Here is a 24,245-nt window from a genome sequence, read left to right as displayed (position 1 = left end):
CCGCTGACCGTGGACATCTGGAACGACCTCTTCTACGCCGAGCTCACGGTCTTCGGCCAGAGCGTCGCCTGGCGCGAGGTGGTCGGCAACGGCTTCGGCTTCGCCTCGGCCATCCTCGGGATGCGCCGCACCGTCTGGGCCTGGCCGGTCGGCATCATCGGCAACCTGCTGCTCTTCACCGTGTTCATGGGCGTCTGGTTCGCCAACCCCCAGGAGCACAGCCTCTTCGGCCAGGCCGCGCGCCAGGTCTTCTTCATCGCGACCAGCGTCTACGGGTGGTGGCGCTGGCAGCGCTCCCGCCGGGGCCGCGCCAAGGGTGCCCCGGCCATCACCCCGCGCTGGGCCACGCGGGGCGAGCGGACGGCATACCTCGTGGCGGCGGTGCTGCTCGTCGTCCTGGCCCAGGGGGTCTTCGCGCAGGTGGGTGCGGGCTGGCCGGCGCCCCGCTGGTACTACTGGACCGACGCCTGGATCTTCGTCGGCTCGATGCTGGCGACCTATGCCATGGCGCGCGGCTGGGTCGACTTCTGGCTGGTCTGGATCGCGGTCGACCTCGTCGGCGTGCCCCTGCTGTGGCACTCGGGCTACTACCCCTCCGCGGTCATGTACGCCGTCTACGGCGGCCTCGTCCTCTGGGGGTTCTTCGTCTGGCGGGCGGCGGCGGGGGACGAGGCGCCGCAGGAGGCCGTGACCGGTGGTGCGCCTCCGCAGGACGCGGACGACGCGGACGACCCGCGCGACTCCCGCGGTGCGCACGAGGTGCGCCCGTGAGCGGGCAGCGGGACCCCTACGCCCCCTTCCGTCCGGTCACCGGCGCGCGGGTCGCCCGGGTGGCCGCGCTCGCCTCCCTGCTCGTCTTCGGCGGGATCGCGCTCCTCGGGCCGTCGTACACCGACTCGGCCACGGCGATGTCGCTGCTCAACCGCGTCGCCATCGCCGGCTTCGGGCTGGCCATGGCCGCGTTCCTGTGGAGGTATGCCCGGATCCGGGCGGTGCCGAGCCGCACCGGCCTGCTCGTCGTCAACATCGTGCAGCGGCGCGAGCTGGACTGGGCACAGGTGGTCAATGTCGGGTTCTCCGGTGGCTCTCCGTGGGTCGTGCTCGAGCTGGACGACACCGAGGAGGTGGCCGTCATGGCGATCCAGCGCGCGGACGGCAGGCGGGCGCAGCGGGAGGCAGCCCGCCTGGCCGCCCTCGTCGAGCACCATCAACAAGCTTCCTAGCTACGAGGGGGACGGTCATCCGGCTGTTGACTTTCTGCAGGATGCCCCATACCACTCTCGAGTTGCGGGCACCTAAGGCTCCTACTACCTTCGAAGTTGTCCGATCTAGTCAAGCGCCGATCTAGGAGGCGACCATGACACGTAACGAGTCTGGCAGCGACCAAGTGACTGACGAGATCTTCGAGGTGATTTCCAGCGGGGCTTCGGTGGAATCATTGACGCCGGGCCATGGGATGGCTGAGAATGGCGCCTCCGTCACCTCCTCGCAGATTGCGAACTGCAGTTGCGGCTCCTGCTCCTCGTCGAACGAAGTGACAGGTGTGCCCGTTTCGGAGACTCTCTGAACACTCGCCCGACAGGCGCACCAGTACCAGTGGCTCACTCGCCGCAGGTGCTGGTGCGTTTTTCGCTCCGCAGCTCCAGTTGGGGTTGCCTCGGCACGGGCGAACAGTTGAGCGACCTGGCCAAGGAACTCAGGGCGGAGAACGGACGGTTGGCAAGCCGTTCAAGAAGGTTCGCCCAACGAATAGGCCACTACGTCCCTGACCTGAGCGACAGAAGTATACGCCGGGTGGCTCTCAAGGCGCGGCGAGATTTGTACAATTCGCGGCCAAAATCCGAAGATTCCTTGGTCGAGCTCTTGCCAGTGCTCGACGGTGCCGACGAGCGGGAGGCGCGATCACTGCTGACGGCGCGTCAGCAGCTTCAGCATGAGGAAGAGGCGTTTGCCAGCAGATACCACGAGATCTGGGACGCATCAGCGACCCGCTTGTACGAGCGGCTGCGCACGATATGCGAGGAGGATCTCCCGGGCACGATTCCTACCCCGGTTGCCTTGTCCCTGAGGGAGTTAGCTGACGGGGGCCGGTCAGGATCAGTTTCTCCACGTCTCTTGAGAACCGCCTACCACTACTTGGTCACCAGCGTTCTGAAAACGACGCCTGGCAAAGCCACAGTCACGCAGCGGGCGAAAATTCTCGTCGGTGATTACCCAAACCCGTGGCTCGTGTGCGAGGGAGCACCTCGTGAACCGGTCACGAGCGTGCAAACCGGTACATCAACCGTAGCGCCAGACGCACCTCGAACTAGTATGCGGCTGGGTGCCACCGTCTCGACGTGGGGCGGCAGACTGTATGCGCTGAGCCCGGAGAAGAGGGCCATCGTCCGTTGCCCAAAGAATGTGGAGGACAAGATCGGTCCCGCCGCCCTCGGTCGGCGTCGGGATCTTTCCTTCGAAGAAGGCACCATTTCTCCGCCCGAACTTGAAGCTTCGATGGTGCGGAACGGCTTCTTGGATAGGGTGCAAGCGAGGCATGAGAAACATCAGCTCGAAAGCAGCCCTGTCGGATCAGCGGGCGCGGCAACCGTGAAGGTAGACGTCGGTTGGTGGAGCAGAGTAGAACGTGACCTGCTCGAGCTGAAAACATTCATGTATGCCTTCAGTTCCGGACCCGAGCTCTCCGCCGCGCTCAACGATCTTCTCAGCGGTCACGCCAGCATCCGCATGCCCGTGCTGCAGCTCTATGCCATGATCCTCGACGCCATCGCCGCGGGCAGTCCGGTCGGGAACGCCATCAGGGCCATCCTGCTCCGTGGAACTCCCCAGCCCACAGATCCCAGTCAGCTCCCGCATCTGTGCGGCGTGCTGAGACAGCGGGCTCAAGCGCTCTCGGAGGTACGCACTCATGAGACCAGATCGGGGATCAGGCTTGACCTCGACGGTCTCGCACCGTCCCCTAGCAAATACCTTGCTGGCTCCCACGAGGCCCACGTGCAGCTGTCCGTGCCGGAGCGGTGCTTGGTGATCAACAACATCTACTCGGGTTTCGGCTCCATGAGTCGTCGGCTTGCTTATGAGTGGGGTGAGGAAATTCGTCACGGAGCTGAGGACGGTGGCGCCTGGTCTGACCTTGCGGGAGTGCCTGCGCCCGAGTCCATCGGCCAGTTCGGCAGGTCTGCCCCTCTCCGGCGGAGGCTGGCCTGGGAACGCGCGTCCTCCTCGCCGGTGGCCACCCATGTAGGGCAGATCGACTTCGTGAAGTCAGCGGGTGGTGTGCAGGTTCTTCACGGGCGCGACGGACAGAGTCTCGTGCCGGTGAACGAGAGTCGCACCGCCCCCGAGATCTTCCCCGAGCTCCCGAGACTCCTCATGCACCTGGGCGGTCAACTGCCCGGCCAACAGCCTTCGTGGATCTTCCGAAGCATCGGAGCAGAGCACCAGGCGGGCCGCACACTCTTGCCCAGGCTCTATGTGGGTCAGGTGATGGTCAGACGAAAGGGTGTTCTCGTCCCCACGGGGGACTTCGGGGATCGCCACGACTCCAAGCCCGCGCGGTATCGGCGAGCCGTCTCGCTCCATGCGGAACTCGGCCTCCCTCGGCTCATGATGTACAAGATCGCCCGACAGTTTGTCGATGGCGAGGGCCCACCCAAAGATCGCAAACCTCTGCTGTGGGATGTGTCATGCCCGGTGTCGACGGAGGTCCTTCTCGGGAATCTCGACGCGACGACGGGTGGCGAGGTCCTCCTGGAGGAGATGTTGCCGCGGCCTGAGAGCGACGCTGCTGTCATGGAGGCCATCCTTGACTTCTGAGTGCCCAACCCCGGGATGGGAAGAGCATCGGCTCTACTATTCCGGTTCTGGTACCGACGCCATCGCCTGGCTCGCCTCCCAGGTGGGCAGCCCGGCCAAGAGCTATGAACGCCCCGTCTCGTGGTGGTTCATCCGGCACTGGGACGGCGGGCCGCACATCCGTCTACGCACACGGCCGCAGGGAGCTCTGAACGTCGATGGAATGGAGACGTCCTTCCGGCAGTACTGCTCCCGACAGGAGAGTGACCCGGACCGTCCGAAGCTCGACGAGTACCTGGCGGCGGCAGGAGCGATGGCAGCGAGAGAGGGAACGTCGAGCTATCTCAGCGGTCTCGTGGAGCCCGGAAGCATCAGAGCAGTGACCTTCGTGCCCGACAGAGGCGCTTTCGGTGCCCACGCCGATTCCTGGCACCTCATGCAGTCGTTCGGTTTCTCGAGCGCGCTGGCCGTGGATGCTCGACAGAGTTCGAGCTCCGTTCAACGCGAAGTCCTGTACGCCGTGTCGTGTGCTGTGGGAATCACGTTCTGTGCCGGCAGTCCGGTGGCCATGACGGACCCCAGCCCGGCAGCAGGCCAGTATGCCCCTCTGCCAAGACTTGAAGAATCGTGGTGCACGCCGAGGGCGCTCGACCGCATCCGTGGGCTGGCCAGGAACATCGTCGACAGAGCTTCTGTCGAACTGCCAGGTGACGCTGGTAGCGATTGGATCGTCTGCTGGGCACGAGCATCGCTCATCGTTGCTCACATGATGTCTTCAGGCCAGCAGCCAGTGTTCTGGGGCCGCGCGGTACATCTCATGGCAAACCGGCTTGGGGTTCCTAGCTCCGCCCAGCACAGCCTGTACTGTTTGCTCGACAAGCACCTTGATGGCAGGAAGTGACTGATGGTCTCGCGGCACACAGAGGCGTCATCTGCAGAGCCCACTGAGGCAGAAGCCTCCGTCCAGACAATCTTCGCAGACTTTCCGGCTCTGACCGGCGCCGCGTACTTTGACCGAAGCGGTTCAGATGCCACTCGGTTGAGCCTGGTTGTTCCGGCGTGGCATCGACGTCGCGCCGAAACCTTGGTCACGGCCCGACGCGCCCTTCACGGCGGCTTGCCATGCGACAACGTGGATGTGTACGAGGGGGCGGGACAGTCACGCCTGGCTCGACACTCATCGCGAGAGCATGCAGAGTTGTTCGAGTCCTGTCTCATGGCGACCAACGGCGCAGTGCTGGACAGTGTTGGGCCGCGCTGTTCCTATGCACAGCGGGTGCGGTCCTCCCTTGTGTGGATGCTCGACTTCGCCAAGGCGCTGAGCGCACGGGGACTCGAGGATGTATTCCCAACGTTTGAGTCCCACGCCGAGGGCTTCTTGTCCCGTGCGTCGGTGCCGGCCGTCGGCGCGGAACCATTGCGCATGAGGAACGATTGGGGCGAGGATTACCAACGTCTTCGACCGGCGCTTCACGCTCTGCTCGAGCGATCGCGGAATGAAGGGTTCAGCCAGTATGGCAGCTTGCTCGACGGGCAATTGTCCTCTATTGTGAAAGTGATAGGAGCAGAAGGAGGGGACTACCCTCCAGGTCTTGGCGCCACGACCATCGAGCCAGGAAAGAACATGAGTCAATTTCATCGTGACCTGTTAGGGGACACCCGCTGGCGACACGTCGTTCCAGGTAGTTTGCACTTCGAAACGCTCCGCTTTGCGGTAAATGTGTTGTACTATGATATTACACGCTCAGGGGTGCGATTCTGGCATCGGTATTGGATGGCCTTCATGTTGGCCCGGCTGGGCGAGGAGATCACGGGACAGTCAGCGCTGGATCGCATTCGTTCTATCGATTCCTGGGCCTGGCCCGACGGTTTGGCCAGGTTGACGTAGAGGCTGCCTGGTGAAGCAGTTGCAGATTCGGTACCGCGCCAGGTCTGGCGTCCTCAAGGTCCATAGTCCAGACGGCGTCATTCTTTTCTCGGGTGCGCATGCTGTACGTGTCCCGGCGCTCGACGATAATGGCATGGACCGGCTCCGAGAGGGCCTTTCCAGAGCGGATCTGGTCCGTCAACTCGGGACGACGGGCGGGGAGCTGGCGGACCGTTGGTGGCTGGACAAGTGTGTAGAGCTCGAGGGTGGCGACCTCGGCTACGAGGTTCACCCGGCGACGGTCAGAACGGTTGGACCGGAGCCGCCTGGAAGTGCCCCGGACCCGTTTCGTCTGAACGTGTCGGCCTACCTCCGGCCTGGACCGGGGTTCTGGTGGACCGTGTCGTCGCCGGAGGCGTCGGGCAGCCTCGTTGTCTCTCCCGCATGCCTGGCGATCCTGGTGGGCCTGCCGCACCCGGCACGCGAGGACCCAGGGGATGACTTGATACACGAACTGTTGAGTGACGCGCGGACTCTTGGTCTTGCGAGTGGTGGCCAGGACGGTGTCGGTCCCCCGAGGTTTGAGGGATGGGCCTTCGAAGACGCACTAGTCCATGAACGCTGGCGGTACAGCTCTGGCGGGCGGCTGCCGGTCGGCTTCAACGGGGACCTGGGCCGCCTTGCCACCCGCCGACACCCGTCTGGCGAGGAACTGGGCTGGGAACGTGCACGAGACCCTATGCCAGATCTTCCGCCTGGCTGCGTCTCGGACATATCATCCGTCTTTCTCTCACGACGTTCGCGTACACCGGAAGGCGGACGAGGGCTGCGGAGTTCAGATTTCCTCAGCATGCTTCGGTTGTCATGCAGGAAGTCACTCACATGTGCAGGCGAGGAAGAGGTGAAGCCTCGCGGCTCGTACGCCAGTGGTGGCGCACTGTACGGAATCGAGATATTTATTGTGGTCCGAAACGTCGAAGGGCTAGCTCCTGGTGTGTATTTCTACGATGCCTTCCGGGACAACCTGTGGCAGGTCGGGCCCTTGAGCGCCTTGGCCAAGTCTGTTCTACGTATGGCGGAAGAAAGACTGGAGAGCGACCCTCCAGCTGCACTGCTCTCCATGTTTGCAGACTATCGAATGTATGGGTCCAAGTACGACGGGATAGCCTATTCTCTGCTGCTCCGAGAGGCAGGTGGTCTAGCGCAGTCCATCCATCTTGCCTGCACAGCATTCGGTCTGAGCGTCACCCCGATCGGGATGATGGACAATCGATTACTGAAGAGTTTGCTACCTGAGGCGTTGAACCATCTGGAGCCCATCCATGAGATGGTGTTCTGATGACGTCCTGCGGTCGCTACGTGATGTCCGAGGAGTGTCACCTTTCGCCAGGCCCCAACGGTGCTGTACTCCTCCACGCGGGGGGTGTCACGTATGTGCACGGGCGCGCGTTCAGCAGGGCGCTTGCGGAAATCCTCAGGTATGGGCGAGTGGACGAGGGGCAGGGTCATGGCTTCTCGTGGGACGATCTTGTCCAGCTCTTCGGGAGTGGTTCGGGGCGCGAGAACGGACTGGACCTTCTGCTCGGCCTGGGGCTGATCAAGCCGTGCCGAGCTCATGAAGGCGCAGCCCGCGCGAAACCGAAGGCCGGACCCGTCTTATTCGACCGACACTGGAGGGGGCGGCTGGAGCAGGAAGGAGCGCCGATGCCTGGCTCGTGCGACCTTCGCGACGTGCTCGCCATCGCCTCGAGTCAGCTGACGGACCGAGAATGGTCAGGTGACCGGCCGCGTGCCACCGTGCATGGGCGTGGTCCGGGTGCGGAGCTCGTGGGGCGGGGCGCGAACCGGCACTCGGGAAGCCGCGGGGAGCACGGGCGCGCCGTGACCCTGCAGTGCGTGGACGAGAGAGAGGGCTCGGCGTACTGGCAGGGAGATGTCGTCGTGCCCTGCACCGATCTGGATGTCACGTCCCGGGCACACCTTCGTGCGTTGGAGGTGGTTGCCGCTCTTGCGCCCAGGTATGTCGGGCTGGACGAACCGCATGCGCCCCACCCTTGGTTAAGCACAACGCTCGTGGGGGCCGACGGGGTGGAGAAGGCTCTGCGTCTGGACCCCCGCTGCGCCAGTCCGCAGGAGTGGGCATGGGTGCCTCGCTCGGACGCCCCTCGAGCACAGGAAGATCATGGAGATCCGGTCAAGGTGGACGGGCTCCTTGCAAGGATTGCTCGCGGACTTCAGGGTCTGGTCCAGCTCTCAGACGGTGACACGAGGATCCAGGCTCCGATTCGTGTCGCCCATGTGTCGGGTGAAAGGGGTACTGGCGCTGTGTGCGCCGGGTGGCTGTACGCGGAGACTCGAATGCGCGCCATGCTCATGGGGGCTGGAAAGGTGATGTTGGGTTCGGCGGGCCTAGGGATGCAGTCAGACTGTCCCTCCCGGCCGGTAGGTTACGGGTACCGCACGAGTGCACTTCTCGCTGAACGAGATGCAGTGGTCGCAGCGATCTCGTCCGCTGCGACGGCGGGTCTGCTGCTGGAGGCGGAGACAGTATCGAGGTCTGTCGACGACTGGGAGAGTCAGCTGTCGAGCCGAGCCAAGAAGGCCATGAGGTTATTCCGACTCGCGCGCGGCTCGACTGGGACGGTCTGTGACGTGGTGCCCGCTGGCCCAGGGTTTCTTGGCCGTTCGGCGCCGTCTGAGCCATGGTGTTACGGGAGGTCTGTGTCAGAGGTTGCGGAAAGGCTCGCGCTACCGGAGCTCGCGGCCAGGCAGTTGTCACTGACGGGGACGGCGGTGAGAAGCATCAGTATCTGCCCGTCCAGCGACATGACGGATCGTGCCGAACCGGAGGAGTTGCAGGACTGGGTCGAGGAGAGTGTGCAGCACTTCAATCTGGAGGTCAGCCTTCTGGGGCACCATGAGGATGTGGTAGCCATGCCTTATGTGGCGCAAGCCGTCTGGACATCGAAGAAATGAGCGAAATTCGGGTTCTTGGCGATTCTCCGCTTGCGACGGCCATCGAGGCGGAAGTCTCCAATGGTTCCTTTCTTTCCAGTGGCCCGACCAAAGTTTTCCTTCATGTCTCCACGACATGGTCATGGCTCGGTGATGTCGTTCCCAAGACGATTCGCGAGGGAGAGATGCACGTAGCGGTCGTGCCACGGCTTGATGGCGTGACCGTAGGCCCTCCGACGGAGAGTGGGTATTTCGGATGTGGCAGATGCGCCGACACGAGAGAGATCTGGAACGCCTATTCTCAACGCGGGTTCAAGCGCGCGCGCGAAGAGTTGATGGCGCAGAAGCGCATCAATGCTTTTCCGGACCTGGCGCTGGCCAGGGCGGTCTTGCGCGGATTGGACAAGGTCTTGACCGAACTTCCGTCCGCCCGCTCAGAGGGCACGTCGCGCGTGGCGACCATCGAGTCGGACAGTCTTACGGTGCGCCTCAAGACGCTGATTCCTGTTGCTGGGTGTGAAGGCTGTAGGTGCCATGTCGCTCGCGACTCCGTCACGGCCCTGCGGAAAGAAGGCGTTCTCTCGTACTCCACGTCCGCTCCGCGGGGTGAAGAGCTCGCCCCAAGAGTGGATCAGCTGCGCGGCGTCCTGGTAGACCCTGAGTACGGAGTGGTGCGTTCGCTGGAGCGGCGAGAAGTTCCCGACACGATCGCATGTGCTGCTGAACTTCAGATGAGGGGCCTTTCGTTAGCGGTGGGATACGGACGTTCTCAGCGGCCTGACCTCAGCCAGGGAATTGCCTTGCTGGAGGCTCTGGAGAGGCTGGGAGCGACTCCCGGGTCTGACACCGGCGCGGTTGGGGCCAGCTACGAGGAACTCCAAGGTCGGCGGCTCGATCCACGACGTCTGGGGATGCACGCTGCGGAGTCCTACGGTTCGCCGGACTTTCGATTTCCTCGGTTCGATCCGCAGAGGCGCCTGAACTGGGTTCGGGGTGTGTCGGTCGGCCCGAACCTTCCCATCTGGGTGCCAGAGGGCCTGGCCTACTATGGCGTCGGGCAACAGGGCGACCCGCGCGAGGCTGTTCTCTACGAAGTGTCCAATGGATGTGCGCTGGGTTGGTCTCTCGAGGAAGCGGCGCTGTTCGGCGTACTGGAGGTCATCGAGCGGGATGCCTTTCTGCGGCACTGGGTTCTCGGCGAGTCGCCGCGTGCCATAGATCCGGATTCCATCACGGACCCGGAAGCCCTTGCGTTGATCTCCGCTATCGAGGACGAGTTCGACATGACGGTGTCGCTCATGGACACCAGCCAAGGCTTCGGCGTTCCAAGTATCTGGTCGTTGGCTCTGGGGTCTCCGCCCCGCCCGGGAGTGGTGTGTGCGGGTGCGAGCGGGCTGAACGGCCAGCAGGCGATACGTAGCGCGTTGCTGGAGTTGGCCACCTGTGTCGTGGCTCTCGTGCAGCGGTGGGATGATCCGTCCGAGCGTGCGCGTGGGCAAGCGATGGCGAGCGATCCGCGTCTGGTCGTGGAGCTGGAAGACCACGCACTCGCCTTTGGGGATGAGTCCGCCCAGGGTCGTCTGGGATTTCTCGATCACACTCCTCGCGTGAGCGCGGACGAGCTACCTGCGGTGGGGTTCGACGGGGATATTGCGCAAGCGTTGGCCACGGTGGTGTCCGGTTTAGAGCACCAAGGATTCGATACCGTCGTGATCGATCAGTCAGATTATGAACACCGTGTTCTTGGGTTGTCGTGCGTCAAAGTTCTGGTCCCTGGTCTCGTCCCCATGACCTTTGGTCACAGCAACCGCCGCTTGAGTCACCTGACCCGCATCGGGACGGATTCTCGTCCCGAGTCCTCGGTGAATACGTGGCCGCATCCCTTTCTCTGAGCTTGATCCGGCATTCGCGATGGTGGGGGTCGGACTGGCGAGGGCGCCCCTCACGCGTGAATCAGGGCCGCGTCCTCGGCGATCGGTCGGCCGGTGATGAAGCTGGTTCGGCGGCACCAGTGGGAGGGTGCCGAGGATGAGGTCGGGTTCCTGCGGCGGTGAGCGCTGGCGTCAGCCGGCCGGGTCCATCTCGTCGCGGGTGGGCGGCACCCGGCGTCGCGCCTCCTGCAGCGTCATGCCGGACAGGACCAGCAGGTCCACGACGGTCGAGCGCACCTGCGCGCGGAGGACCTCCGCGGACAGCCCTGCCCGCGAGTGCCCCCAGGTGGACTGCCGGGCCAGGTGCACCAGGTCCTCCTGGGCCGCACCCAGGGGTTCGCGGCGGGTGAGCTGCTCCTGCAGCACGGCAGCGGCCTCGGCGAGCCCCTCGACCATGTCGGTGTAGGAGTCCGGGACGAACTCGTGGTTGCCGACGGCGGACTCCGCGCGCCGCGCGAGCACCCGCACGTTGCGGATGGCCAGGTCCAGCGGCTGCAGCAGCGCCTTGATCTCCAGCACCTCGGCGCGGTGCACCCCGGAGAGCAGCGGTGCCAGCCGGGCGGCCGCGGCCGCCTCCGCGGTCGTGTCCTGCAGGGCCACCAGCTCGGCGGACAGCCCGCGGGCGGTCGCCAGGGCCCGGGTGGCCCGGCCCTCGTCCCGATTGCGCAGGGCCTGGGTGGTGTCGGTGAGCACCTCGGCGAGGTGCCCCACGAGCGCGATGATCCGCTCCCGCGGTCGCTTGGTCGTCGAGCGCATAGGCGCCAGCATGGCGATGACGAGCGCCACCGACCCGCCCACCGCCGCGTCCAGCCACCGGCTGAACGCCTCGCCGTCGCTGGCCACCAGGGTGGTGATGATGACCCCCTGGATGCCGGCCTGCATCATGAGCAGCTGGCCCGCGCCGGCGAGGACCGCGAGGCCCATGGCCACCACGCAGACCGCGAAGATCTGCCACAGCCCGGTGCCGAAGGCGTGCACGAAGACGTCGCCGATGGCCACCCCGATGGCGACCCCCACGGTGAGCTCGGCGATCCGCCGCACCCGGTCGCCGTAGGTCAGGCCCAGGCAGATCATGGCGGTGATGGGGGCGAAGAAGGGCAGGGCGTGGCCCAGCAGGTCGTGCGCGATGAACCACGCCAGGACGGCGCCGGTCGCCGCCTGCAGGATGAGCCACGCGCGGGCGCGCAAGCGGCGCAGCCTGGTCCGGGTGGCGCTGGTGCTGATCTCCTCCCGCAGCGGGTCCCACACGACGTGGCCGGCCGCGCGGGCGTGCTCACGGGCGCTGGTCATGGGTCCAGTGTGACCGAACCCGCGCCCTCGTGCCGGGCCGGCACGACGGCGCGGTCAGGCGCTGCGTCGGTGCGCGGCCAGTGCCTCCACGTCGCGGTCCTCGCCCTCGGTCTGGACCCGGGCGACCCGCTCGCGGCCGAAGGCGTGCAGCAGCAGCTCCAGCGGTGCGCCGGTGAGCACGACGGTGCCGCTGCCCTCAGGGGGCCGGCGCAGGGCCACCCGCCCGTGCCCGGGCGAGACGGCGACCACGCCGCACGGTGCGGAGCGGTAGAGCATCCGACCGGTGGTGCGCAGGGCGCCCCACAGCTGCTCGGCCGCGCCCTCGGGCAGCTCGGTGGGCTCCCAACCGGGCTGGGCGCGGGCCATGTCCTCGAGGTGGATGCACAGCTCGGCCACGTTGACCGCGCGGTCCAGGACGGGCAGGCGGGTCGGCCACCACGGCGCCGGCCCGCCTCGCACGGTGTCCACGAGCTCCTCGAACGGTCGGCGCGCGGCCCGGTCCTGCACCTTCTCGGTATGCCGCTGCAGCGCCGGGACGGGCAGTCCGACGCCGGGGAGGGCGTCGACCCGGGACTCGCGGACCACGAGGTGGGCGAGCAGGTCCCGGACGGTCCACGGGTCGCACAGCGTGGGGGCGTCCGGTCCGAGCCGGAGGGCGGTGGTCGCGATGCGCTCGCGCAGCAGGTCAGGGGTGTGCGGCATACCGTCATCGAACCACGGGAAGGTCTGTCAGGCACGCGTGGTTGGATAGGTCACCGGCCCCACCCACCCACCTCTTCCAGGAGGCCCCTTCTCCATGTCCGCGACTGCCTCGAGCGCGCCGGTGCCGCGTCCCGTTGCCGACCGAGCCGTGCTGCGCCGGGGGTTGCGGGTCATCTGGGGCGGCATGCGCGCCCAGAAGCGGCCCGTCGTCGTCGCGGTGGTGGGCTCCGTGCTGTGGGCCGGGGCCACGGTGGCCACCGCCGGGGCGATCGGCTGGCTGACCTCCGAGGTGGTCGAGCCGGCCGTCGGCGCCCGGCAGATCGAGGCGGCCGGCCTGTGGACCATCTTCGGGGTGCTCGTGGCGGTGCTCGTGGTCAACGTCACCGGGGTCATCCTGCGCCGGGTCTACGCCACCGTCGCCGGGTTCAACCTGCAGGCCGACTACCGGCAGCGGGTGACCCGCCAGTACCTCCGGCTCCCGCTGTCGTGGCACCACGCCCACCCCTCCGGGCAGCTGCTGTCCAACGCGCACGCCGACGTGGAGGCCACCTGGCAGGTGTTCAACCCGCTGCCGATGGCCATCGGTGTCATCGTCATGCTCGTCATCGCGGGCACGATGATGGTGCTCGTCGACCCGTTGCTGGCGATCCTGGGACTGCTCGTCTTCCCGGGCCTGTTCGCCGCCAACCTCGTCTTCCAGCGGGTCATGTCGCCGCGGATCACCCGGGCCCAGCAGCTGCGCGCCGAGGTCGCCGAGGTGGCCCACGAGTCCTTCGAGGCCGGCCTGATCGTCAAGGCCATGGGCCGGGAGGACCAGGAGACCGAGCGCTTCCGGGCCAAGACCCACGAGCTGCGCGACGCCCTCATCCTCGTCGGCCGCACCCGCGGGGTGTTCGAGCCGGTCATCGAGGCGATCCCCACGCTGGGCACGCTCGCCGTGCTGGGGGTCGGCACCTGGCAGGTCTCCCGGGGCGAGCTGGACGCGGCGGAGGTCGTACAGATGGCCTACCTCTTCTCCATCCTCGCCTTCCCGGTGCGTGCCCTGGGCTGGGTCCTCGCGGAGATCCCGCGCTCGGTCGTGGGGCACGACCGGGTGCAGCACGTCCTGCAGGCGCAGGGGGGTATGGCGTACGGCAGCTCCGCGCTGCCCCGGCGCAGCCCCGCCTCCTCCCGCCTCGCCGGGGTCACCTACGCCCACGCGGGTGAGGAGCGCCCGACGATCCGCGGCGTCACCCTCGACATACCGTCGGGCGGCACGGTGGCCCTGGTCGGGCCGACCGGGTCGGGCAAGAGCACCCTCGCCAACCTCACCCTGCGGCTCGTCGACGCCGACTCCGGCTCGGTCCGCCTCGACGGCGTCGAGGCCCGGGACCTGGCCCGGGGGCAGCTGCCGGCCAGCGCCGCGCTGGTCGCCCAGCAGACCTTCATGTTCGACGACACGGTCCGCGGCAACATCACGCTGGGCGCGGACTCCGACGACGCCGAGGTGTGGGAGTCCCTGCGGATCGCCCAGGCCGACGACTTCGTGCGTGCCCTCCCCGCCGGTCTGGACACCGTCATCGGTGAGCGTGGGGGCAGCCTGTCCGGCGGGCAGCGGCAGCGCATCGCGCTCGCCCGGGCCATCTGGCGCCGGCCACGGCTGCTGGTGCTGGACGACGCCACGAGCGCCGTCGACCCGTCCGTGGAGCAGGCGATCCTGGCCGGGCTGCGCGAGGCCCGGGGAGGCATGACCGTCCTGGTCGTCGCCTACCGGCTGGCCACCATCCTGCTGGCCGACGAGGTGGTCTACGTCGAGCACGGCGCCGTCGTGGACCAGGGGTCGCACGAGCAGCTGCTGGGCCGGTGCCGGGGCTACGTCGACCTGGTCCAGGCGTACTCGCGGGAGGCGGCCGAGCGGGCCGCCGTGACACGGCAGGAGGAGCCGTCATGAGCACCGCGGCGGCGAGGGAGTCCAGCCGGATCGACGCGCAGTCCGAGCTCGGCGTCGGCGCGACGCTGCGCCGCGGCCTGCAGCTGTCGCCGGAGCTCAGGGTCGGCCTGTGGCTCACCGTCGGACTGGCCCTGGTCGCGACCGTGGGGCGGGTGGTCATCCCCTTCGTCGTGCAGCAGGCCACCGACAACGGCATCCAGGCCGAGGGCGGGCCGGACGTCGGCTTCGTCCTCACCGCGATCGCCATCGCCGCCGGCGTCGTGCTGGTCACCTCGCTGGCGCAGTACGCCGTCAACGTCCGGCTCTTCCGGTCGGCCGAGTCGGGGCTGGCCACGCTGCGGCTCAAGGCGTTCCGCCACATCCACGACCTGTCGGTGCTGACCCAGAGCACCGAGCGCCGGGGCGCGCTGGTCTCCCGCGTCACCAGCGACGTCGACACCATCTCGATGTTCGTGCAGTTCGGCGGGCTCATGCTGCTCGTCAGCTCGGCGCAGATCGTGCTGGCCACGATCCTCATGGTCGTCTACAGCCCGGTCCTGGCGGGGGTCGTCTACCTCTGCCTGGTCCCGCTCGTGCTGCTGGTCCGCCGGCTGCAACCGGTGCTGGGGCGTGCCTACGGCACCGTCCGGGAACGGGTCGGGGACCTGCTGGGCGCCATCAGCGAGGCGATCGTCGGCGCCACGACCATCCGGGCCTACGGGGTCGAGGACCGCACGGCGACCCGCATCGACGGGGCGATCGAGGCGCACCGCCGGTCGGCGATCAGTGCCCAGGTGCGCTCGGTCCTGGCCTTCGTCTCGGGGCAGACCTTCGCCGGCGTGACGACCGCGGTCGTGCTCGTCGTGGGGACCGTGCTGGCGGCCCGGGGCGACATGACGCTCGGCGAGCTGCTCGCCTTCCTCTTCCTCGTCAACCTCTTCACCCAGCCGGTGCTCATGGCCACCGAGATCTTCACCGAGATGCAGAACGCCGTGGCCGGCTGGCGGCGGGTCATCGGGGTCATCGACACCCCGGCCGACGTGTCCGACCCGGGCGCCGACGGGGTGGTCCTCGACCGGGGGCCGATCACCATCGACTTCGAGGGTGTCTGGTTCGCCTACCCCGGCGGCGAGCCCGTCCTGCGCGACGTCGACCTGCGCATCGAGCCGCACACCCGGGTGGCCGTGGTCGGTCAGACCGGGTCCGGCAAGACCACCCTGGCCAAGTTGCTGACCCGGCTCATGGACCCCAGCGAGGGCGCGGTCCGGCTCGACGGCACCGACCTGCGCGAGGTGAGCTTCGCGAGCCTGCGCCAGCGGGTCGTGCTCGTGCCCCAGGAGGGCTTCCTCTTCGACGCCGACCTCGCCGACAACATCCGGTTCGCGTCTCCTGAGGCCACCGACGAGGAGCTCGCCCTGGCCATCACCGAGCTCGGGCTCGACTCCTGGGTCGACGGTCTCCCGCACGGCCTGGCCACGCAGGTGGGTCAGCGCGGCGAGTCGCTGTCGGCGGGGGAGCGGCAGCTGGTGGCCATCGCCCGGGCCTACCTCGCCGACCCCGACCTGCTCGTGCTCGACGAGGCGACCAGCGCCGTCGACCCCGCCACCGAGGTGCGGGTGCAGCGAGCCCTGGAGGGGCTGACCACCGGCCGGACCTCGGTGGCCATCGCCCACCGCCTCTCGACCGCGGAGGCGGCCGACCTCGTCGTGGTCGTGGATGCCGGGCGGATCGTGGAGCTGGGCCCGCACCGCGAGCTGGTGGGCCAGGGCGGGGTGTATGCCGGCATGCACCGTTCCTGGGCGGCGCAGCAGAGCAGCGGGTGAGGGGGGCCGCCGTGGGCACGGAGGCACCGGGGCGCCCGGTCCGGGACGCGCGCTCCCGGGCGCGGGCGAGCGTGCTCGCGCTCCTCGCCGCGAGCACCGGCCTCGTGGCCACCGGCCAGCCGTGGGTCGTCCGGCAGGGGGTGGACGCGGCGGGGGTGAGCACCCAGGAGTCCTGGACGGGGCGGGAGCTGGCGGCCCCCGTGGTGGCGGTGCTCCTGGTGGTGGCCGCGGCCGCGCTCGCCGGGCTGGCGTGGCGTGGCCGCCCCGGTCTGGGCGCCCGGGTGCTGGCCCTGGTCGCGGCCGTGGCCGCGCTGGGCTTGGTCGCGGGTGCCCGGCCGCAGGACCCGGCCCCCTGGTGGTGGGTCGGCCTGGGCGCCGCGGCGGTGGCGGTCCTCGGGACCCTGCTGGCGGTCCGGCCGGTCCCGCGCGCGGGGCGCGCAGGGGGAGCAGCCCGGACCGCGGGCGCCCGGGTGGCGACCGGCCCGAGCGGCGAGGACCACGAGCGGGCCCGCCGGTCCGACGAGGCGTCCTGGGCGGCGCTCTCGAGAGGGGAGGACCCGACGCTCGCACCTGCTCGGTCCGAGGAGGGGGCGGCTGGCACAATGTCCGACGAGGGCACCGACGCGAGTCGGACCGACCCGTCCAGCCGTTGAGTCGAGGAGCACAGCCACATGCACGAGGACAGCCACGGTCACAGCGTCGCCGCCTGGGTGGGCGTCGGCATCATGCTCGTCGCCAGCGTCATCGGGAGCTGGGGTGTCGTGTTCTCCCCGGACTGGCTGCTCTACGTCGGTCTCGCCCTCGGTGTGGTCGGGGCACTCGCCTGGTACCTCCTGGACAAGGCCGGGATGGGCGACCCCCATCAGCAGGCCGCCGAGCACTGATCTCCCGGCCGGCTCGAGGCCCCGCCCCGGCCGGTCCGGCCCCGCGACCGCGGCCCCCGGGAGCGGCGACTACGCTGGGGGCGTGTCCACCGTGCTCGAGCAGATCGTCAGCGGGGTCCGTGAGGACCTCGACCAACGCCGGCTGTCGACCCCCCTGGACGAGATCCAGGAGCGCGCCCGGCGCGCCCCCTCCTGCCGCGACGCCTGGGCGGCGCTGAGCGCACCGGGAACCCACGTCATCGCGGAGGTCAAGCGCAGCAGTCCGTCCAAGGGCGCGCTGGCGGCCATCGCCGAGCCCGCCTCGCTCGCCGCCGACTACGAGGCCGGCGGGGCGACCGTGGTGAGCGTCCTCACCGAGGGCCGCCGCTTCGGGGGCTCGCTCGCCGACCTCGACGCCGTCCGCGCCGCCGTCGACATCCCCGTGCTGCGCAAGGACTTCGTCGTCGACCCCTACCAGGTCTGGGAGGCCCGTGCGCACGGCGCCGACCTGGTCCTGCTCATCGTCGCCGCGCTGCCGCAGGAGGTCCTCGTCGGCCTCCTCGAGCGGACCGAGGCGCTGGGCATGCAGGCGCTCGTCGAGGTGCACGACGAGACCGAGCTGGAGCGCGCTCTGGCGGCAGGCGCCCGGGTCATCGGCGTCAACAACCGCAACCTCAAGACCCTCGAGGTCGACCGCGGCACCTTCGCCCGGCTGGCGCCCGGCATACCCGCTGACCGGGTGGCGGTCGCCGAGTCGGGGGTCCGGGGACCCCTCGACCTCGTCGAGCTCGCCGAGGCCGGCGCCCAGGCCGTGCTCGTGGGAGAGGCGCTGGTGACCCACGGGATGCCCCGCGAGGCCGTCGCGCGCATGGTGGCCGCAGGGTCCCACCCGGCGGTCCACGCCGGCGCCGAGGCCCGGGCAGGGGGACGGCGATGACCACGACCCAGCAGGTCGGCGACCGCTTCGGCGAGTTCGGCGGTCGCTACGTGCCCGAGGCGCTGGTGGCCGCGCTCGACGAGCTCGACGCCGCCCGGACCGAGGCCATGGCCGACCCCGACTTCCTCGCCGAGCTGGACCGGCTGCACCGCGACTACACCGGACGCCCCAGCCCGCTGACGGAGGTGCCGCGCTTCGCCGCGCACGCCGGCGGACCGCGCATCTTCCTCAAGCGCGAGGACCTCAACCACACGGGCTCGCACAAGATCAACAACGTGCTCGGCCAGGCCCTGCTGGCGGTGCGGATGGGCAAGCGCCGGGTCATCGCCGAGACCGGCGCCGGCCAGCACGGCGTGGCGACGGCCACCGCGGCCGCGCTCATGGGCCTGGAGTGCACGGTCTACATGGGTCAGGTCGACACCGAGCGGCAGGCGCTCAACGTCGCCCGGATGCGGCTGCTGGGAGCGGAGGTGGTCGCCGTCCCGACGGGCAGCGCCACTCTCAAGGACGCCATCAACGAGGCCATGCGTGACTGGGTCACCCACGTCGGCCACACCCACTACCTGCTCGGCACGGTGACCGGGCCGCACCCCTTCCCGACCATGGTGCGCGACTTCCACGCGGTCATCGGCCAGGAGGCCCGCAAGCAGCTGGACGACGTGGTGGGCGGGCTGCCGGACGCCGTGTGCGCCTGCGTGGGCGGCGGCTCCAACGCCATCGGCATCTTCCACGCCTTCCGCGACGAGCCGTCGGTGGCCCTGTGGGGCTTCGAGGCGGGCGGGGACGGCATCGAGACCGGTCGGCACGCCGCTCGGTTCTCCGGTGGCGAGCCGGGGGTCCTGCACGGCGCCTCGACCTACGTCCTGCAGGACGCAGACGGGCAGACGCTGGAGACGCACTCCGTCTCGGCCGGCCTCGACTATCCCTCGATCGGTCCCGAGCACGCCTTCCTGCACGACAGCGGGCTCGCGCACTACGCGCCGGTGACGGACCGCGAGGCGATGGACGCCTTCTCCCTGCTGTGCCGCACCGAGGGCATCATCCCGGCCATCGAGAGCGCGCACGCGCTGGCCGGGGCGCTGCGGATCGGCCCCGAGCTGGGCGAGGGGTCGGTCGTGCTCATCAACCTGTCCGGCCGCGGCGACAAGGACGTCGACACCGCCGCCCGCTGGTTCGGGCTGGTCGACGACGAGGGCCAGGCCCACGTGGACGGCGAGACCGGACCGGGCGGCGACCAGGGCGGGGGCGCATGAGCGTCCTGGACGACCTCTTCACCGGCTGCCGCGAGGAGGGGCGATCGGCCCTGGTCGGCTACCTCCCGGCCGGCTACCCCGACCTGTCGACGTCGCTGGAGGCGATCCGTACCCTCGCGGACGCCGGCGCGGACGTCATCGAGGTGGGGGTGCCCTACACCGACCCGCTGATGGACGGCCCGGTCGTCGAGCGGGCGGCCAGCACCGCCCTGCGGTCCGGCTTCCGGCTCAAGGACGTCTTCACGGTGGTGGCGGCCGCCAAGGACGCCGGCGCGGTGCCGGTCGTCATGACCTACTGGAACCCCGTGCTGAGGTATGGCGTGGACCGGTTCGCGCAGGACCTCGCGGACGCGGGTGGCGCCGGGCTCATCACCCCCGACCTCATCCCGGACGAGGCGGGCGCCTGGCGGGCGGCCGCCGAGGAGCGGGGTCTGGCGCCGGTCTTCCTCGTCGCTCCGAGCTCCACCGACGTCCGCCTGCGGTCCACGACCCAGGCCTGCCGCGGTTTCGTCTACGTCGCCTCCACCATGGGGGTCACGGGGGTGCGCGAGGCGGTCGGCTCGGACGCCGAACACCTCGTCGAGCGCACCCGCGCCGTGACCGACCTCCCGTTGTGCGTCGGGCTGGGGGTGAGCACGGGCGACCAGGCCGCCCAGGTCGCCGGCTTCGCCGACGGCGTCATCGTCGGATCGGCCCTCGTCCGCGCGCTGGGCGGGCCCGACGGGCTGGGGGCGCTGCGCCACCTCACCGAGGAGCTGGCCGCCGGGGTCCGCCGGGCATGACGACGGTGCGGCGCCAGCCGCCGCCCGGGGGGCGGTCCGGGTCGCGCCTGCTGGACGCCGTCGGCCTCGTGCTCCGTCTCGGGCTCGCGGGGGTCCTCGGCTACGCCGGGTGGACCAAGGTCGTCGACCTCACCGGGTCGGTCCAGAACGTCCTGGCCTACGAGCTGTTCGGCTACGAGCTCGCCCGGGCCGTCGGGGTCCTGCTGCCCGTCCTGGAGCTGGCGCTGGCCGTGCTCCTCCTCCTGGGGCTGCTGACCCGTGGCGCCGCCGCGGCCACCGCCGTGCTCATGGTGGTCTTCGTCGCCGGGATCGCCTCCGCTTGGGCCCGAGGCCTGTCCATCGACTGCGGCTGCTTCGGCACCGGGGGGCGCGTCGCTCCCGAGGAGACGAGGTACCTCGCCGAGATGCTGCGCGACGTGGGCTTCCTCGCGATGGCGGGATGGCTGGTCCTCCGGCCGCGCACGCCGCTCTCCCTCGACCACCACCTGCTGAGAAGGACCTGACATGCCCCGTCCGCCCGCACCCGCCGTGAAGCCCGTCAGCGCCAGGGGGCCCTCGGTGCCCCTCGTCAGCGGGGTCGTCCTGCTGGTGGTCGCGCTCGTCGGAGGTCTGGTGCTGTGGGCCGTGTCCCGCGGGGGCGGGCTGGAGGCGGAGGGCAGCGCCAACGCGCTACCCGAGGGCGGTGGCGTCCGTCTCGGCGCGGCGCCGTCGCAGGACGTCCCGCAGGTGCACCTCTACGAGGACTTCCAGTGCCCGTTCTGCGGCGTCCTGGAGGAGTCGGTCGGGGCCGAGCTGGCCCAGCGCGCGGAGGCCGGCGAGATCGGGCTGACGGTCACCATGATGTCCTTCCTCGACGGTTCCCTGGGCAACGACTCCTCGCACCGGGCGGCCAACGCCGCGCTCTGCGCGGACGACGAGGGAGCGTTCCTGGACTACCACGCCGCGGTCTTCGCCGGGCAGCCCGAGCAGGAGGGCGCCGGCTGGACCGACGAGGAGCTGCTCGGGTTCGCCTCCGAGGCCGGGCTCACCGGGAGCGCGCTCGAGTCCTTCACGGCGTGCGCTCAGGGGGACGCCTACGGCGACTACGTCGAGGCCATGCAGGAGCGCGCCAACCGTGACGGGGTCACGGGCACGCCCCGCCTGCTCGTCGCCGGCGAGCCGGTCGGCGACGACCAGATGCGGGCCCTCATGGCCGGACCGGAGACGCTCGACGAGGTGCTCGGCTCGGCCCCCTGACGCCGGGGCAGGCGATGCGGGGATCGCCGGCCGGGAGGACTAGGGTGGAGGTCATGCGTCGCGCCAAGATCGTCTGCACCCTCGGCCCCGCCACCGACTCCTACGAGCAGATCGAAGCGCTCGTCACCGCCGGTATGGACGTGGCCCGGCTCAACCTCTCGCACGGCTCCTACGAGGAGCACCACGAGCGCTACCTGAGGGTTCGGGAGGCCAGTGACGCCACCGGTCACGCCGTGGCCGTGCTCGCCGACCTGCAGGGCCCCAAGATCCGCACCGGCACCTTCGCCGACGGCCCGGTGACCCTGGCGACCGGCGACACCTTCACCATCACCACGAGGAGCGTGACCGGGGACCGGGAGGTCGTCGGCACGACCTACCCGGGCCTGGCCGGTGACGTCCGGCCCGGCGACGACCTGCTCGTCGACGACGGCAAGGTGCTGCTGCAGGCCACCGAGGTGACCGACACCGACGTCGTCTGCGAGGTGCTCGTGGGTGGAGTCGTGTCCAACAACAAGGGGATCAACCTGCCCGGCACCGCGGTGAGCGTCCCCGCGATGTCGGACAAGGACGAGGAGGACCTGCGCTGGGCCCTGCGCAGCGGGGTGGACTTCATCGCGCTGTCCTTCGTCCGCTCCGGGCGCGACGTCGAGGGCGTGCACCGGATCATGGACGAGGAGGGCCGGCGGCTGCCGGTCATCGCCAAGATCGAGAAGCCGCAGGCGGTCGACAACCTGGCCGGCATCGTCGACGCCTTCGACGGCATCATGGTCGCCCGGGGCGACCTGGGCGTCGAGCTGCCCCTCGAGCAGGTGCCGCTGGTGCAGAAGGACGCCATCCAGCTGTGCCGGGAGAAGGCGAAGCCGGTCATCGTGGCGACCCAGGTCCTGGAGTCGATGATCGACACCCCGCGACCCACCCGCGCGGAGGCGAGCGACTGCGCCAACGCCGTGCTCGACGGGGCGGACGCCATCATGCTCTCCGGCGAGACCTCCGTGGGCGCCTGGCCGGTCCGCGCCGTGGAGACGATGGCCAGCATCATCTCCAGCACCGAGGAGCACGGTCTGCACCGCATCCCCCCGATCGTGCGCAAGCCCAAGACCCCGGGCGGTGCCGTCACGCGGGCGGCGATCTCCCTGGCGGACGCCCTGGGCGACCAGGTCAAGTTCCTCGTGACCTTCACCCAGAGCGGGGACACCACGACCCGGATGGCCCGGGTGCGGCCGGGGACCCCGATGCTCGCCTTCACGACCGAGCAGGCGACCCGGTCCCGGCTGGCGCTGACCTGGGGCGTCGAGACCTTCCTCGTGCCCTTCGTGTGGCACACCGACCAGATGGTCAAGCAGGTGGAGGAGACGCTGCTGCGCGAGCAGCGGTGCCAGGAGGGCGACGTGGTCGTCATCGTGGCGGGGTCGCCCCCCGGCGTGTCCGGCACCACCAACGCGCTGCGGATGCACCGGGTCGGTGACGCCATCCTGGGCCAGGCGCCGGCCTACACCCATGACCCCGAGGTCTGAGGTGACCGGGAGCCGGTAGACTCACTGCCGACGTCCCCGGTGCGGCCACACCCAGCACCGGCACGCCCGCCGGGGTGGTGGAACGGCAGACACGGAGCACTCAAAATGCTCTGCCCGCAAGGGCGTGCGGGTTCGAGTCCCGCTCCCGGCACCAGTCCCGCGCCGGTGAGGTGCCGATGCGGGTGGATGCGACGAGAGGCAGTGAGCGTGAGCGAGACGACACCGCAGGAGCCGGGGGCCGCCCCCTCCGCGACGACCGGGCCGGCGCCCGAGACCCCGGACGGTGGCGGTGCGACCTCGACCGCCGCGGGTCCGGAGGCGGAGGCGACGCCGGTCGACCCAGGTCCCGAGAGCGGTCTGCGCATCCTGCTGGCCGAGGACGAGGCCCTCATCCGGATGGACCTCGCCGAGATGCTGACCGAGGCCGGGCACACCATCGTCGGTCAGGCCGCCGACGGGGAGCAGGCGGTGGCGCAGGCCCAGGAGACCACCCCGGACCTGGTCGTCATGGACATCAAGATGCCCGGCATGGACGGCATCACCGCGGCCGAGCAGATCGGTCGTGAGGGCCTCGCCCCGGTGGTCATGCTCACCGCCTTCAGCGACAAGAACCTCGTGGAGCGGGCCCGCGACGCCGGGGTGATGTCCTACGTCGTCAAGCCGTTCAGCGCCGCCGACGTCCTGCCCGCCATCGACATCGCGCGGGCCCGCTGGGCCGAGCGCAAGGCGCTCGAGGCCGAGGTCGCCGACCTGGGGGAGCGCTTCGAGACCCGCAAGCAGGTCGACCGGGCCAAGGGGCTGCTCATGGCCCAGCTCAAGCTGAGCGAGGCGGACGCCTTCCGGTGGATCCAGAAGGCCGCGATGGACCGTCGGCTGTCGATGCGTGAGGTCGCCGAGGCGGTCATCTCCGGTATGCCCGCCAAGAAGGGCTGACCCTCCTCCTCACCGCGGGTCCGGCCGGTCGCGCAGCGCGCACGTCAGCCGGGCGGTGCAGACCCGGCGCCCGCGGTCGTCGGTGATCGTGATGTCGTAGCTCGCGACCGTGCGGCCGAGGGAGAGCGGGGTCGCGACGGCGGTCACCTCGCCCTCCCGAACGGGCCGGTGGTGCGTCGCGCTGAGATCGACGCCCACGGCGATGCGCCGCTCTCCTGCGTGCAACGCCGCCGCGACCGACCCGACGGTCTCGGCCAGCGCCGCCGACGCGCCCCCGTGCAGCAGGCCGTACGGCTGGGTGTTCCCCTCCACCGGCATCGTCGCGACGGTCCGCTCGGCGGAGAGCTCTTGCAGGTGGATCCCCATGCGGCTGGCCAGGGCGCCCCGCTCGCGGTCGTCGCTCGGGGTCGGGGTCGGGGGGCTCGGGGTGGTGTTGTCGGTCATGGGACATAGGC

23 protein-coding genes and 1 tRNA gene are annotated in these 24,245 nt (G+C 69.5%); 21 read left to right on the top strand and 3 right to left on the bottom strand.

Annotated features, from left to right (window positions below):
* Positions 1-9: 9 nt before the first annotated feature.
* From pnuC to Q0795_RS03365, 9 genes are all read left to right on the top strand, one after another.
* Entirely contained in the window at positions 10-771 is a 762-nt protein-coding gene (pnuC, locus tag Q0795_RS03405; protein WP_298886468.1) for a nicotinamide riboside transporter PnuC, read from the top strand.
* Complete coding sequence (locus Q0795_RS03400) at positions 768-1,223, top strand: PH domain-containing protein (protein ID WP_298886466.1); 456 nt, start codon at positions 768-770, stop codon at positions 1,221-1,223. The genes pnuC and Q0795_RS03400 overlap by 4 nt, the downstream gene beginning before the upstream one ends.
* A gap of 134 nt (positions 1,224-1,357) precedes the next feature.
* Positions 1,358-1,567, top strand: coding sequence for a thiomuracin/GE37468 family thiazolyl RiPP peptide (locus Q0795_RS03395; protein WP_298886463.1), 210 nt, complete (start codon positions 1,358-1,360; stop codon positions 1,565-1,567).
* A 227-nt stretch (positions 1,568-1,794) separates the two neighbouring features.
* Entirely contained in the window at positions 1,795-3,816 is a 2,022-nt protein-coding gene (locus tag Q0795_RS03390) for a hypothetical protein (protein ID WP_298886460.1), read from the top strand.
* A complete protein-coding gene (locus tag Q0795_RS03385) occupies positions 3,737-4,696 on the top strand; it encodes a lantibiotic dehydratase C-terminal domain-containing protein (RefSeq protein ID WP_298886457.1) in 960 nt (319 codons plus the stop codon). The genes Q0795_RS03390 and Q0795_RS03385 overlap by 80 nt, the downstream gene beginning before the upstream one ends.
* A 315-nt stretch (positions 4,697-5,011) precedes the next feature.
* Positions 5,012-5,683 (top strand): hypothetical protein, encoded by a 672-nt coding sequence (locus Q0795_RS03380; RefSeq protein WP_298886454.1) that lies wholly within the window; start codon positions 5,012-5,014, stop codon positions 5,681-5,683.
* Between the two features lie 10 nt (positions 5,684-5,693).
* The gene (locus Q0795_RS03375) at positions 5,694-7,001 is read left to right on the top strand and encodes a SagB family peptide dehydrogenase (protein ID WP_298886451.1); all 1,308 of its coding nucleotides are present in this window, start codon (positions 5,694-5,696) and stop codon (positions 6,999-7,001) included.
* Between the two features lie 1,382 nt (positions 7,002-8,383).
* Positions 8,384-8,638 (top strand): hypothetical protein, encoded by a 255-nt coding sequence (locus Q0795_RS03370; RefSeq protein WP_298886448.1) that lies wholly within the window; start codon positions 8,384-8,386, stop codon positions 8,636-8,638.
* A complete protein-coding gene (locus tag Q0795_RS03365) occupies positions 8,635-10,509 on the top strand; it encodes a TOMM precursor leader peptide-binding protein (protein WP_298886446.1) in 1,875 nt (624 codons plus the stop codon). Before Q0795_RS03370 ends, Q0795_RS03365 begins: the two co-directional genes overlap by 4 nt.
* Before the next feature lie 171 nt (positions 10,510-10,680).
* Here the strand turns inward: Q0795_RS03365 and Q0795_RS03360 are convergent, their stop codons facing one another.
* Together Q0795_RS03360 and Q0795_RS03355 are read right to left on the bottom strand one after the other, a co-directional pair.
* On the bottom strand, positions 10,681-11,838 hold the full coding sequence (locus Q0795_RS03360) for an FUSC family protein (protein WP_298886445.1): 1,158 nt from the start codon (positions 11,836-11,838) through the stop codon (positions 10,681-10,683).
* A gap of 54 nt (positions 11,839-11,892) precedes the next feature.
* Positions 11,893-12,540 carry a TIGR03085 family metal-binding protein gene (locus Q0795_RS03355; protein ID WP_298886444.1) on the bottom strand — a complete coding sequence of 216 codons (648 nt, stop codon included), beginning with the start codon at positions 12,538-12,540 and terminating at the stop codon, positions 11,893-11,895.
* Positions 12,541-12,634: 94 nt separating this feature from the next.
* Between Q0795_RS03355 and Q0795_RS03350 the strand changes: the two genes are divergently transcribed.
* The 12 genes from Q0795_RS03350 (at position 12,635) to Q0795_RS03295 (ending at position 23,790) form a co-directional block, all read left to right on the top strand.
* The gene (locus Q0795_RS03350) at positions 12,635-14,470 is read left to right on the top strand and encodes an ABC transporter ATP-binding protein (RefSeq protein ID WP_298886442.1); all 1,836 of its coding nucleotides are present in this window, start codon (positions 12,635-12,637) and stop codon (positions 14,468-14,470) included.
* Positions 14,467-16,272, top strand: a complete 1,806-nt coding sequence (locus Q0795_RS03345) for an ABC transporter ATP-binding protein (protein WP_298886440.1) — start codon at positions 14,467-14,469, stop codon at positions 16,270-16,272. Before Q0795_RS03350 ends, Q0795_RS03345 begins: the two co-directional genes overlap by 4 nt.
* Before the next feature lie 11 nt (positions 16,273-16,283).
* The gene (locus Q0795_RS03340) at positions 16,284-16,925 is read left to right on the top strand and encodes a hypothetical protein (RefSeq protein ID WP_298886437.1); all 642 of its coding nucleotides are present in this window, start codon (positions 16,284-16,286) and stop codon (positions 16,923-16,925) included.
* 18 nt (positions 16,926-16,943) lie between these two features.
* Entirely contained in the window at positions 16,944-17,156 is a 213-nt protein-coding gene (locus tag Q0795_RS03335; RefSeq protein WP_298749582.1) for an HGxxPAAW family protein, read from the top strand.
* 82 nt (positions 17,157-17,238) lie between these two features.
* The gene (trpC, locus tag Q0795_RS03330; protein ID WP_298886434.1) at positions 17,239-18,072 is read left to right on the top strand and encodes an indole-3-glycerol phosphate synthase TrpC; all 834 of its coding nucleotides are present in this window, start codon (positions 17,239-17,241) and stop codon (positions 18,070-18,072) included.
* Positions 18,069-19,325, top strand: coding sequence for a tryptophan synthase subunit beta (gene trpB, locus Q0795_RS03325; protein WP_298886431.1), 1,257 nt, complete (start codon positions 18,069-18,071; stop codon positions 19,323-19,325). The genes trpC and trpB overlap by 4 nt, the downstream gene beginning before the upstream one ends.
* Positions 19,322-20,107: a tryptophan synthase subunit alpha gene (gene trpA / locus Q0795_RS03320; RefSeq protein WP_298886427.1), complete on the top strand. Its 786-nt coding sequence runs from the start codon at positions 19,322-19,324 to the stop codon at positions 20,105-20,107. The genes trpB and trpA overlap by 4 nt, the downstream gene beginning before the upstream one ends.
* Positions 20,104-20,610 carry a MauE/DoxX family redox-associated membrane protein gene (locus tag Q0795_RS03315; RefSeq protein ID WP_298886424.1) on the top strand — a complete coding sequence of 169 codons (507 nt, stop codon included), beginning with the start codon at positions 20,104-20,106 and terminating at the stop codon, positions 20,608-20,610. Before trpA ends, Q0795_RS03315 begins: the two co-directional genes overlap by 4 nt.
* 55 nt (positions 20,611-20,665) lie before the next feature.
* A complete protein-coding gene (locus Q0795_RS03310) occupies positions 20,666-21,343 on the top strand; it encodes a thioredoxin domain-containing protein (protein ID WP_298886421.1) in 678 nt (225 codons plus the stop codon).
* Between the two features lie 53 nt (positions 21,344-21,396).
* Entirely contained in the window at positions 21,397-22,857 is a 1,461-nt protein-coding gene (pyk, locus tag Q0795_RS03305; protein WP_298886419.1) for a pyruvate kinase, read from the top strand.
* Between the two features lie 68 nt (positions 22,858-22,925).
* Positions 22,926-23,011 (top strand) — tRNA-Leu (locus Q0795_RS03300).
* Positions 23,012-23,214: 203 nt separating this feature from the next.
* Positions 23,215-23,790 carry a response regulator gene (locus tag Q0795_RS03295; protein WP_298886627.1) on the top strand — a complete coding sequence of 192 codons (576 nt, stop codon included), beginning with the start codon at positions 23,215-23,217 and terminating at the stop codon, positions 23,788-23,790.
* Positions 23,791-23,799: 9 nt separating this feature from the next.
* On the opposite strand, the gene Q0795_RS03290 is transcribed toward Q0795_RS03295, so the two are convergent.
* Positions 23,800-24,234, bottom strand: a complete 435-nt coding sequence (locus Q0795_RS03290; protein WP_298886416.1) for a hotdog fold thioesterase — start codon at positions 24,232-24,234, stop codon at positions 23,800-23,802.
* Between the last annotated feature and the right edge of the window lie 11 nt (positions 24,235-24,245).

Source organism: uncultured Serinicoccus sp. (assembly GCF_947487915.1).
Taxonomy (GTDB): Bacteria; Actinomycetota; Actinomycetes; order Actinomycetales; family Dermatophilaceae; genus Ornithinicoccus.
Note: the sequence above shows the minus strand (reverse complement) of the source record. Positions and strands in the feature narration are given on the sequence as shown.